Below are 11,197 nucleotides of genomic sequence, written 5' to 3'. Positions count from 1 at the left end.
CTTCGATCACGTTCTCGAGCACGTTCATGTGCGCCCACAGGTTGAAGTGCTGGAACACCATCGAAAGCTTGGTGCGGATGCGCTGAAGTTGCTTGTGGTCCGCGACTTCGAGATTGCCGGCGCGATCGGCCTTGGTCTTCACGGTCTCGCCGTCGACGACGATCTGCCCCGCGTTCGGCCGCTCCAGAAAGTTGATGCAGCGCAGGAACGTGCTCTTGCCCGAGCCGCTTGCACCGATGATGCTGATGACGTCGCCGGCCTTCGCGGTCAGCGTCACGCCCTTCAACACTTCGTTGTCGCCGTAGCGCTTGTGGATGTCGAGCGCCGCGAGTTTGGCAGCGGCGGATGGATTGGTCTGGGACACCATGCTCTCCCGTTGTAAATGAAACAGCCCCCACGTTCACTTCGTTCACTGCCCCCCGAGGGGGCGGTCAGTGGCGGCCGACGGCCAGGTACGCGAGCCAGTGCTGTTCGGCCCGCCTGAACGCCGCGACGAGTGCGAACGATACAGCAAGATAGATCAGGGCGGCGATGCCGAACGCCTGGAACGACAGGTACGTGGCCGAATTGGCGTCGCGCGCGACCTTCAGGATGTCGGGCACGGTCGCGGTGAAGGCGACGGTGGTCGCGTGCAGCATCAGGATCACCTCGTTACTGTACAACGGCAGCGCCCGGCGCAAGGCCGACGGCACGATGATGCGGCGGTACATCGTGAACCACCCCATCCCGTAGGCGCGCGCCGCCTCGATCTCGCCGTAATTCGTCGCCTTGATCGCGCCCGCGAAAATCTCCGTCGTATAGGCGCCGGTGTTCAGCGCGAACGCGAGAATCGCGCAGTGGAAGCCGCTCCTGAAGAACGTGTTGAGCAGCTCATGCGAGCGCACATATTCGAGGCTGTAGACGCCCGTGTAGATCAGGAGCAGCTGCACGTAGAGCGGCGTGCCGCGAAACACGTAGGTGTAGAGGCGCACCGGCGTCGAGAGCCAGCGCTTCTTCGACACGCGCGCCACCGCGAGAGGCACCGCCATCACGAAGCCGATCGAGATCGACGCGGCCAGGAGCCACGCCGTCACGGCAAGCCCGGAGAAGCGCTGGCCGTCCCAGTAGAGGAACGCCTGCCCGAATTGCGAAAGGATCTCGATCATAGTTCTGCGTGCCTCACGCCGATGGAATAGCGCTTTTCGAGCCACAGGAGCACGACGTTCGACACCGTCGTGATCGCGAGGTAGATGAGCGCCGCAACGAGGATGAAGAAGAACATGTTGAAGGTGCTCTTGCCGGCGTCCTGGGCCGCCTTGACGACGTCGGCGAGGCCGATGATCGACACGAGCGCCGTGGCCTTCACGAGCACCTGCCAGTTATTGCCGATGCCCGGCAGGGCGAAGCGCATCATCTGCGGAAACATGATCCGCACGAACACGCGCATGCCGCTCATGCCGTACGCGCTGCCCGCCTCCAGCTGGCCGCGCGGCACGGAAAGGAACGCGCCGCGGAACGTCTCGGTGAAGTACGCGCCGTAGATGAAGCCGAGCGTGAGCACGCCGGCGACGAACGGGTCGATGTCGATCTGGTCCCAGCCGAGCGCGTCGGTCATCTGGTTGACCGCGATCTGGATGCTGTAGAAGAGCAAGAGCATCAGGACGAGATCGGGCACCGAGCGGATCAGCGTCGTGTAGGCGGTCGCCGTGGACCGCAGCGCGCGGTTGTGCGAGAGCTTCGCCACCGCACCGATGAGACCGAGCAGGACGGCCGCCGACAGCGACAGCACCGACAGCTTGATCGTCTGTATCGTGCCGGCCAGCAGCACCGGGCCAAAGCCGTAGAGGAACACGCGCGTCTCCGTCTGATTTTGGGGTTGGGTGGGCCTGCGCGGCGCCGCGCGTGTGATGCGCCGCGCGACCGCTTGGGCCTGGAGCGGATACTCGCAAGCGAATTTAAATTGCTCAAACTGAAAGGGATGCGCGTGCTGCATCGCAGCATGACGCGAACCGCCCTGGGGACGGGCGGCAAATGCTTGTGGGAGCGGCAAAATCGGTCTTGTCCGACCCGTACGCCTCGGCGTTCGCGACGCGCACCGCGCCGCGTTTTTACGAGTTTTGGGTCGCTTTTTCGATATTCAGCGGCCGCGGATCACGTCCGAGCGCGAGGTCGTGTACACGAGCCCGTCCGGCGCGAAATGCACGTTGAAATACGCGTCCTGATCGACGCCGCCTTCGAACCAGTGCCAGCTCCAGACCGTCTCCGGTTTGAGCGGGTAGACGGCGATCTCGGTCGGCTTGCCGAGCAGCTCGCGCACTTCGTCCTCGCTCATGCCGGCGTGGATCTTCGCGAAGTTGGCGGCCGTCAGCGCCTGCGTGATCGCCTTCAATCGGCCGTCGGGGCCGATGTCCACCATGAAGGTCTTCAGGCCAGCCGGGCCGCGCGGATATTCGAGGCGCTTGGCGCCGTCCGGGTAGTCGCGCTCGGTCTCCGGGCGCCCCATCTGGTCGCGGATCTGGGCTTCGGTCGTGACGCCGGGCGTCAAGCCTCGCAGCAGCATCGATTCCGGTTTGATCGAGTTGAACCAGTCTTTGAGTTTTTGCACGTCGAGTTCGTTTTGTCGATCGTTGCACGCGCTGAGCGCCAACGACGCGCACAGCACCGCCGCCGTGAGGAGCCGGTTACGGGTTGGCATCGGTGAGCAATAGAGGGCGCGTCATGGCCCATAGGATAACGGCTGGCGGCTCGCGCCTCTACATGCCGAAAAAACGAAACCGGCCGTCACATCGCGTAGGCGGCCGGTAAGCGTCTGAAGCGCGACGCAAAATATACGTCGGCAACATAGGCTGGACACAGGGCCGATCGGCGTCAAGAAATTCGCAGCGTCTTCCGCGTGCGGCGGCGGGAACCGAAGCGTCCTCGCCCACGCGCACTCCCCTCGGATGTGACCTCTGCTCGCGGTCGTCTAGCCTTGGTGGGATATCGTGCCCAGTGCACTTAATCTAGACGTATCGTCGTTCGCCAGCCAGAGAGTGTTTACACCGAATCAGATGATTATTTCGCTGCCCGAACGGTAATGTTTTCCGCATGCTCCGGGCGGCCCGGGCGCGCACCCGAACGCGGCCGGCTGTTTCGCTCCGCGGGAAGGCTCAGCGCGTGGATTGCGCCTCGGACTCGCGGCTGACGCCGCGCACCGGCACCGCGGCCGGCACCTTCGCGCGCTCGTCCCGCTGGGCGAGCACGTGGCGGCGCGTGCGGCGCAGCTCGGCGAACTGCCACGAGCCGAGCGCGAGGCAGCCGAACAGCACTTCGCGCATGCGCTTGACGAGCGCGAGCGACAGCGCCACGTCGTGACCGACGCCAAACATCTGGGCGAGCAGCACCACCGCCACTTCCTGGACGCCGAGCCCCGCCGGCACGATGAACGCCGCGTGGCGCACGGCCTGCGTCAGCGCCTCGATCGCGACCGCGCCGCCGATCGATACCGGATGGCCGAGCATCGCGAGCGCCCAGTAGGTTTCGAGAGAGCCGATCACGTAGCCCGCGAGCTGCCAGAGGAACGAGCGGAATACGAGGCCGGCTCGGCCCATCAAGATGTCGATTTCCGCGTCGAGGCGCTTGCCGTCGATGCCTTGCAGCAGACGATGCTCGCTGCCGAGCGCGCGCCCCGCAAAGCGCTCGATGGCGTGGAAGACGCCGCCGCGCCGCAGCAGCACGACCGCGAGCACCGGCAGCGGCAGCGACAGGAGCAGCGCGAGGCCGATCGCCGTCGCGCCGCCGTTCTGTGTCGACGCAATGATGAGCACGAGCCCGAGCGCCGAGAACGCGTATTGGACGGCGATCGTCACCAGCACCTCGACGATCACCGACGCCGTCACGAAGCTCGCGTCCCGCACGCGCCAGCGCGCGAGCCGGATGCCGACGATCTCGCCGCCGATGCCCGCCGACGGCAACAGCCGGGACACCGCTTCGCGCACGGTCGCGACCCACCAGAGGAAAGCGAGCGGCGCGCGCCGGGCGAGCAGCAGGCGCCAGGCGTACGCATCGAGCAGGAGCGGCAGCGCGTGGAACGGCACGAGCCAGAGCAGCACGAAACCGGCCTGGCCGATCACGTGCATCACATCCCCGACGCCCTCGCGCAGCACGAGCGCGATCAGGACGGCGATGCCGACCGGCCAGCCGGCGCGCTTGATCCATACCATCATGACGCGCGGGCTCCTTGAACGGCTGCCGGGGCCCGCCCCTTGCCGAACACGTCGGCAAAGCCGCCGCGCGAGCCCGGCCCGATGCCGGCTGCGGCGAGCGCCGCCGCGACGCGCGGCGAGAGCAGCGCGTCGAGCTCGTCGGCGTGCCGGTACGCGTGCATCGACGGCGTGAGCGGAGCATCGCCCGCCTCTGCCGGGTGGCAGTAGATCTCGCCGACCCCGCGCGGCAGGCGCGCGATCGCATCGAGCAGCACCGCTTCGTCCATGCCGCCCGTATTCGCGATGCCGACGACGTAGTCGTTATGCGCGACACCGGCGCGCTCGAGCCGCGAGCGCACGAGCGCGATCCACGGCTTGATCCACCACGGCTCATTCGCTTCGGCGGGCAGCCGCACGGCGGCGAGGCCGTACTCACGGCCGATCGACAGGATCAGCGACAGCACGGTCGGATGCAGATGGAAATGCTTGTGCGTGTTGACGTGATCGAGCGGCAGGCCGGTCGCGGCAAACGCTTCGAATTGCGCGCGGATCTCATGGGCGAGCTGCGCACGCACGGAAGGCAGAAAAAAGAACCGGAACCCGTCTTTGACCATCGCGTCGCCGAAGCGCCCGCTCGGACCGACGAGCGCCGGGATCCGGGCATGCGGCAAGGTTGCCGCGCCATCGGCGAGCACCAGATGAAGGCCCACGCGCAGGCTCGGCAACCGGCGCGCGCGCTCGACGGCATCGAGCACCGCCGGCGCGCTCACCATCAGGCTTGCGGCAGTCAGCACGCCGTCGCGATGCGCGCGCTCGACCGCCGAGTTCACGCGCGGATGCAGGCCGAAGTCGTCGGCCGTGAAAATGAGCGCGCGCTCAACCGATGCCGATAACAAAGGCGCCGGTCCCGTCGACGGCATCCCGCTTTACGCCTCGTGCGCGCGCAGGAAGCGGAAGAACTCGACGCCTTCGCGCAGGCGCCGCTTCATCATGTCCCAGCTCGTCAGCATTTCGCGGAGGATTTCCCAGATCTTCGACGGGCGGAAGTAGAACTCGCGGTAGAACTTCTCGAGCTCGTGATAGATGTCTTCGCGCGACAGATGCGGGTAGCCGATCGCGGCGAGCTGCACGCCTTCCTTGCTGACGAGGTTGATGACCTTGTTCTCTTCGAGCCAGCCGTTCTCGACGGCCTGGTTGTAGAGCGTCGTGCCCGGATACGGCGCGGCGAGCGACACTTGAATCGTGTGCGGATTGATTTCCTTCGCGTACTCGACCGTCTTCTTGATCGTGTCTTTCGTCTCGCCCGGCAGGCCGAGGATGAAGGTGCCGTGAATCTTGATGCCGAGCTTCTTGCAGTCCGCGTTGAAGCGGCGTGCGAAATCCGTGCGCAGGCCCTTCTTGATGTTGACGAGGATCTGGTCGTCGCCCGACTCATAGCCGACCAGCAAGAGGCGCAGACCGTTTTCCTTCATGATCTTGAGCGTCGAATACGGCACGTTCGCCTTGGCGTTGCACGACCATGTCACGCCGAGCTTGCCGAGCCCGCGCGCGATCTCTTCGGCGCGCGGCGTGTCGTCGGTGAAGGTGTCGTCGTCGAACATGATCTCCTTCACTTCCGGCATGTTGTCGCGGATCCACTTCACTTCCTCGATCACGTTTTCGACCGAACGCGTGCGGTAGCGGTGGCCGCTGACCGTCTGCGGCCACAGGCAGAACGTGCAGCGCGACTTGCAGCCACGGCCCGTGTAGATCGAGACGTACGGATAGTTCAGGTAGCCGATGAAGTAGTTGTCGATCTTGAGATCGCGCTTATAGACGGGCGCGACGAACGGCAGCTCGTCCATGTTCTCGAGCATCGGACGCGCTTCGTTGTGCTCGATCGAGCCGTCCTTGGCGCGCCAGCTCAAGCCCTTGATCTGAGGGAAAGGCTTGCCTTCGGCGATTTCCTTACAGGTGAAGTCGAATTCTTCGCGGCAAACGAAATCGATCGCTTCGGTCGCCGTGAGCGAGTTGTGCGGATCGACCATCACCTTCGCGCCGACCATGCCGATGAGGATCGACGGCTTGTGCTTCTTCAGGTCTTGCGCAAACAGCGCATCCGTCGGAAACGACGGCGTGCTTGTGTGGATGAAGACGAGGTCGTACTGCTCGGCGATCTTGATCGTTTCCTCGACCGACATGCCGTCGGCGGGCGCATCGATCACGCGGCTGCCCGGCACGAGCGCGGCGGGCTGTGCGAGCCATGTCGGATACCAGAACGAACGGATTTCGCGCTTTGCCTGGTAGCGCGAACCGGCTCCGCCATCGAAGCCGTCATAGGACGGGGCCTGCAAAAACAGCGTTTTCATGAGTGCTCCGGCAACTTGCATGGGGCTTGAACTAGATGAGTGAGAACTTTAAACCAAGGAACCTTATGCGCACCTTATGCGCGCCTTATGGGCACCTTATGGGCGATAAGGCTCGATAGCGTTCGAGCGGCCGCTTGCGCCGGCCGCCGCTTTCCGAATGTGTCTTACGAACCGTCCGACCCTTCGACCACCGACGCCCGCGTCGCGCCGACCACCGGCACGCGCGAGCCGCGCCAGACGACGTACGAGCCGAACGCCGCGACGAGCCACTCCAGCGCGAGCAGAATGTCGCGCAGCGGCACGAGCGGCAAATCGCGCCAGAACGTGCCGTTCCTCCCTTGCCACGCGCTACGCGCATGGAGCGCGATCTTCGCGAGCACGCCCGCGCCGGTGCTGGCCAAGAGCACGATATCGCGCAACGAGCCGCCGAAGCCTTCGAAGCCGTGCGCGAGCAGCGCGCCGGCCAGGAGCCACGGCGTTGTAAACGTGATGAACAGGAACGCGAAGCCGAGCGGATTGATCGAGCGGATCGTGCGCAGCCAGCGCGTCTCGCGCAGCCACAGCGTGGCCAGATCCGGCTCGACGACATCGGTGGCGACCGTCACCTCCGACAGCACCGTACGCAGGCCGAGGCGGCGCACATGCTCGGCGAGCCAGTAGTCGTCGGCGAGATCGTCCTTCAGCGCGTGAAAGCCGCCGATCTGTTCGAGCGTCGAGGCGCGCAGCGCAAGCGTCGCGCCGAAGCCGAAATCGGTCGAGCCGCCCGCGTGCGCGACGCGCACCGAAGGCGCGAACCATTCGTTGATGAACAGCGCGCCGACGCGCGGCCAGAAGCCGCCCACGCTGACCGCCCGGTACAGGCACGTGACGATGCCGACGTCGCGGTCCGCGAGCGGCGCCGTCACGGTTTCGAGGTAGTCGGGCTCGACCGCGATGTCGCTGTCCGCCACGACGATCACTTCGTGCTTTGCGCGCGAGACCATGTTGATCAGGTTGCTGACCTTCAGGTTCTGGCCGTACACGCGCGAATCGACGACCAGCTCGATATCGTGCGACGGGTACGCCGCCTGCAGCCGGCGCACGACCCCGATGGCCGGATCGGTCGGCGAGGAGACGCCGAAGAGCAACTGGAAGCGCGGATGGTGCTGCTCGCAGAACGTCGCGAGATTCTCGTAGAGGCGGGGCTCGGCGCCGCACAGCGGCTTGAGCACGCTGACCGACAGCGCGGCGGGCGCCGGAGCGCGGCGCCGGGCGCGCTCCGGCGCCGCCCGGCCCGGGGACAAGGCCGCGGCCGCCACCACCACATAGATCGTCGCCACGCAGCACAGCAGGACCAGCAGGTAGTCCGACACGGAAGACACCGTCATTGCCCGCCTCCCCGGGCCCGCATGACGCGCGCGGCCGCCGCCCTCATGGGCGCCTGGCTGTTCAAATTGTGAATTGACACGTTCGCTGCTCCTTCGTTTTGCGTGCTGTTGCGGCGCCGCGACAGCCGGCGGCGCGGCATCGGTGCGGCACACAGCCGGTTTCCGGCTTTGCGGTGCGGGCGCAGCGAGCGCAACGCGACAGAATGCGAAAGCGTGGGACTAGCCAGCAATTCATCGGGGCAATTCGATAGGCAAGCCGTTGGCAAGATGCTTTCTATTCTGTTGATGCGGAGCAAGGCTGCGAATGCAATGAGTTCTCGAACAGGCGCGCGCAACGCACCGCGCGTTCATTCGATCGAACGGAAACCGCAAGTTGGTTTTTGGAATCGTGAAATTTTAGCAGGACATCCGTGAAAACGCTGAGTTACGCTCGGAAACTTCTGAAACAGTGTTTCCATGCGACGTCACAGAACGGCGGCAATGACTCGGAGAATCGCTCCAGATTCGCCAAAACGCCCGCCTGGCGGGCTTTTGCGGCGGGCCTCAGCGCCCATCCCGCGGGCGCCGCGCTTCGACACCGGATTAACTCCGTCTTGACAATAGCCCTGCTTCGACGACGGGAATTGCGTTGTTCGTCGATTCCAAACGGCGGCGCGGCTTGATGGGGGCGGCGGGCACTCCCGAAAACAATCTGTCCCGAATTCGACCGCCGCGGCGACCGGCGAGCCAGCATCCCTCCCGCGCCCATGGGCTTGCCGGGCCCGCCAGCAGCCGCGCCCGCCCTTTGGCACAATCGGGCTCATCCCCCTGGCGCCGCCGCGTTCGCCCCGCCTGGCCGGCCCTGCTGGCCGCCCGCGCGGACTGCGGCGCACGAACCCCACCGGACCCCGCCCGATGATCCCCTTTTCCGTGCTGGACCTTTCCCCGATCGCCGCCGGCTCGACGGCCGCGCAAGCCTTCGCCAACACGCTCGACCTCGCGCAGCACGCCGAACGCTGGGGCTACCTGCGCTACTGGCTCGCCGAGCATCACAACATGACCGGCATCGCAAGCGCGGCCACGGCGGTCGTGATCGGCCACGTGGCCGGCGGCACGAAGACGATCCGCGTCGGCTCAGGCGGCGTCATGCTGCCGAACCACGCGCCGCTCGTGATCGCCGAGCAGTTCGGCACGCTCGCTTCGCTCTACCCCGGCCGCATCGACCTCGGCCTGGGCCGCGCGCCCGGCAGCGACCAGACCACCGCCCGCGCGCTGCGGCGCGATCTTGCCAATAGCGCGGAGTCGTTTCCGGACGACGTCGTCGAGCTGCAGCGCTATTTCGCTCACCCCGTGCCCGGCCAGCGCGTGCGCGCGGTGCCCGGCGCGGGGCTCGACGTGCCGATTTGGCTCCTCGGGTCGAGCCTCTTTTCCGCGCAACTGGCCGCGGCGCTCGGATTGCCGTTCGCGTTCGCGTCGCACTTCGCGCCCGATCACCTGCTCACCGCACTGCGGGTCTATCGCGCGCAGTTCCGTCCGTCGGCGGCGCTTGCGAAGCCTTATGCGATGGTCGGCGTCAACCTGTTCGCCGCCGAGACAGAAGCCGAAGCGCAGCGGCTCTTCACCTCGCTGCAGCAGCAGTTCTTGAACCTGCGGCGCGGGACGCCGGGGCCGCTGCAGCCGCCGGTCGACCGGATCGACGCCACGGACACGGAGCTGTCGAGCGTCGCGCATTTGCTTGCTTACTCGGCAGTCGGCTCGCGCGACACCGTGCGCGCCCGGCTCGCGTCGATCATCGCGGAGACCGGCGCCGACGAGCTGATGCTCACGGCGCAGATCTACGACCACGTCGCGCGGCTGCGCTCGTTCGAGATCGCCGCGCACGTCCGGGAGGAATGGGTGTCGGACAGCCGCTAAGGCGAGCCAAGGACGGCGGTTCGAGGCTGCGCGTGCGGGTTGTGCGCGAGCTGCTGGACGCTGTACCGGTAGTGCGCGGGCTGGCTCGATTCGCAAAAGCCGATCTGATCGGGCGCGATGACGCGATACCGTGGCGTATCCTCACGCGCTGGAACACACGCAGAAAAGGTGCACCGATGCATACCGTCGCCATCGCGATCTTCCCCGGCGTACAGGCGCTCGACGTCGCGGGCCCGATGGACGTTTTCGCCGAGGCCAACCGTTTCATCGCGCCGCAGGACCGCTACGAAGTGACGGTGTTGGCCGCCACGGCCGGCGCACTGCCCGCGTCGAACGGCATGAGCATGGCCGCCGGCGATACCTTCGAGCGCGCCGCGCGCCATTTCTCGCTCGCACTGATCGCAGGCGGCCCCGCCTTGCCCGATGCGGCGCCCGAGGCCCCGCTCATCGACTGGCTCGCGACCGTCGCCGCGAACTGCGACCGCTACGGCTCGGTCTGCACCGGCGCGTTCGCACTCGGACACGCGGGCCTGCTCGACGGCCGCAACGTGACGACGCACTGGCAGCACGCGGAGCAACTGGCCGAGCAGTTCCCGCGCGCCAACGTCGACTTCGACAGTATCTATCTGCGCGACGAACGGCTCGTGACGTCGGCCGGGGTCACGGCCGGCATCGATCTCGCGCTCGCGCTCGTTTCCGAGGATCACGGGCCGCAGGTGGCGCTCGCCGTCGCCAAGCGGCTCGTGGTGTTCGCGCAGCGGCAAGGCGGACAGTCCCAATTCAGCCCGTACCTGAGCGCCCCCGCCGACGGAACGTCGCCCGTCGCGAAAGTCCAGGCGCACGTGATGCAGCACATCGGCGGGCGTTTCACGGTGCAGCAGCTTGCAAAGGTGGCGGGCATGAGCGTGCGCAACTTCGCGCGCGTGTTCGTGCAGGAGACGAACATCACGCCGCACGAATTCATCGAGCGGGCCCGCGTGGACGCCGCGCGCAAGCTGCTGGAAAGCGGCGGCACGGCGCTCAAGGCCATTGCCTACGATTGCGGATTCGGCAGCCCCGACCGCATGCGCATCGTGTTCACGAAGCGCATCGGCGTGACGCCGATGCAGTACCGGGAGCGCTTTCGATCGTCGTGAGCCGGCGCACTCGATCGGCGGCTGGCCGCCTGCCCCGGCACTCGGCGCAAGCGCCGCGTTTCGCCCGAAAAGCGTCTTCGCGCACAGACAGCCGCCCCGCGCTCCGCTGAACTTGGCTGCCGCAGTGCGCAATGGCGGCACGTCTCGTCTACAGAAAAACGCGACTATCTGCGCCGTGCGTTTCGGTGCTAAAACGTTTGAATCCGTGTAAAAAAACAATCGAGACCAAGCGCAGCCTTGGGGGGCCGCCTGTACGAAAGCGTTGCATGGGACACAGGAGACACAGGAGA

9 protein-coding genes and 1 pseudogene are annotated in these 11,197 nt (G+C 66.3%); 2 read left to right on the top strand and 8 right to left on the bottom strand.

Features of this window, described 5'->3' with window-relative positions; genetic code table 11:
- The 8 genes and pseudogenes from J3489_RS37410 to hpnI all read right to left on the bottom strand — a co-directional run.
- Positions 1-367, bottom strand: a pseudogene (locus tag J3489_RS37410) (ATP-binding cassette domain-containing protein); the annotation flags it as partial.
- Between the two features lie 64 nt (positions 368-431).
- Complete coding sequence (locus J3489_RS05775) at positions 432-1,145, bottom strand: ABC transporter permease (protein WP_206996753.1); 714 nt, start codon at positions 1,143-1,145, stop codon at positions 432-434.
- Complete coding sequence (locus tag J3489_RS05770; RefSeq protein ID WP_206996752.1) at positions 1,142-1,831, bottom strand: ABC transporter permease; 690 nt, start codon at positions 1,829-1,831, stop codon at positions 1,142-1,144. The genes J3489_RS05775 and J3489_RS05770 overlap by 4 nt, the downstream gene beginning before the upstream one ends.
- Before the next feature lie 285 nt (positions 1,832-2,116).
- Positions 2,117-2,674: a hypothetical protein gene (locus tag J3489_RS05765; protein ID WP_206996751.1), complete on the bottom strand. Its 558-nt coding sequence runs from the start codon at positions 2,672-2,674 to the stop codon at positions 2,117-2,119.
- Between the two features lie 454 nt (positions 2,675-3,128).
- Complete coding sequence (locus J3489_RS05760) at positions 3,129-4,184, bottom strand: lysylphosphatidylglycerol synthase domain-containing protein (RefSeq protein WP_206996750.1); 1,056 nt, start codon at positions 4,182-4,184, stop codon at positions 3,129-3,131.
- Positions 4,181-5,083, bottom strand: a complete 903-nt coding sequence (gene hpnK, locus J3489_RS05755; RefSeq protein WP_206996749.1) for a hopanoid biosynthesis-associated protein HpnK — start codon at positions 5,081-5,083, stop codon at positions 4,181-4,183. Before hpnK ends, J3489_RS05760 begins: the two co-directional genes overlap by 4 nt.
- Positions 5,084-5,089: 6 nt before the next feature.
- Positions 5,090-6,511, bottom strand: a complete 1,422-nt coding sequence (hpnJ, locus tag J3489_RS05750) for a hopanoid biosynthesis associated radical SAM protein HpnJ (protein ID WP_206996748.1) — start codon at positions 6,509-6,511, stop codon at positions 5,090-5,092.
- Positions 6,512-6,675: 164 nt separating this feature from the next.
- Positions 6,676-7,878, bottom strand: a complete 1,203-nt coding sequence (gene hpnI, locus J3489_RS05745; protein WP_206996747.1) for a bacteriohopanetetrol glucosamine biosynthesis glycosyltransferase HpnI — start codon at positions 7,876-7,878, stop codon at positions 6,676-6,678.
- An 894-nt stretch (positions 7,879-8,772) separates the two neighbouring features.
- Between hpnI and J3489_RS05740 the strand changes: the two genes are divergently transcribed.
- Together J3489_RS05740 and J3489_RS05735 are read left to right on the top strand one after the other, a co-directional pair.
- A complete protein-coding gene (locus J3489_RS05740; protein ID WP_206996746.1) occupies positions 8,773-9,771 on the top strand; it encodes an LLM class flavin-dependent oxidoreductase in 999 nt (332 codons plus the stop codon).
- 176 nt (positions 9,772-9,947) lie between these two features.
- On the top strand, positions 9,948-10,907 hold the full coding sequence (locus J3489_RS05735; RefSeq protein ID WP_206996745.1) for a GlxA family transcriptional regulator: 960 nt from the start codon (positions 9,948-9,950) through the stop codon (positions 10,905-10,907).
- Positions 10,908-11,197: the final 290 nt, after the last annotated feature.

Origin of the sequence: Trinickia mobilis (genome assembly GCF_017315705.1) — a bacterium.
Lineage (GTDB): Bacteria > Pseudomonadota > Gammaproteobacteria > Burkholderiales > Burkholderiaceae > Trinickia_A > Trinickia_A mobilis.
The sequence above is the reverse complement of the archived record's forward strand: the minus strand, read 5'-3'. Positions and strand labels throughout refer to the sequence as shown.

Coding starts and splice junctions, on each gene's coding strand:
- J3489_RS05775 (WP_206996753.1), bottom strand. CDS start 1,145: ATGATCGAGATCCTTTCGCAATTCGGGCAGGCGTTCCTCTACTGGGAC.
- J3489_RS05765 (WP_206996751.1), bottom strand. CDS start 2,674: ATGCCAACCCGTAACCGGCTCCTCACGGCGGCGGTGCTGTGCGCGTCG.
- J3489_RS05760 (WP_206996750.1), bottom strand. CDS start 4,184: ATGATGGTATGGATCAAGCGCGCCGGCTGGCCGGTCGGCATCGCCGTC.
- hpnK (WP_206996749.1), bottom strand. CDS start 5,083: ATGCCGTCGACGGGACCGGCGCCTTTGTTATCGGCATCGGTTGAGCGC.
- hpnJ (WP_206996748.1), bottom strand. CDS start 6,511: ATGAAAACGCTGTTTTTGCAGGCCCCGTCCTATGACGGCTTCGATGGC.
- hpnI (WP_206996747.1), bottom strand. CDS start 7,878: ATGACGGTGTCTTCCGTGTCGGACTACCTGCTGGTCCTGCTGTGCTGC.
- J3489_RS05740 (WP_206996746.1), top strand. CDS start 8,773: ATGATCCCCTTTTCCGTGCTGGACCTTTCCCCGATCGCCGCCGGCTCG.
- J3489_RS05735 (WP_206996745.1), top strand. CDS start 9,948: ATGCATACCGTCGCCATCGCGATCTTCCCCGGCGTACAGGCGCTCGAC.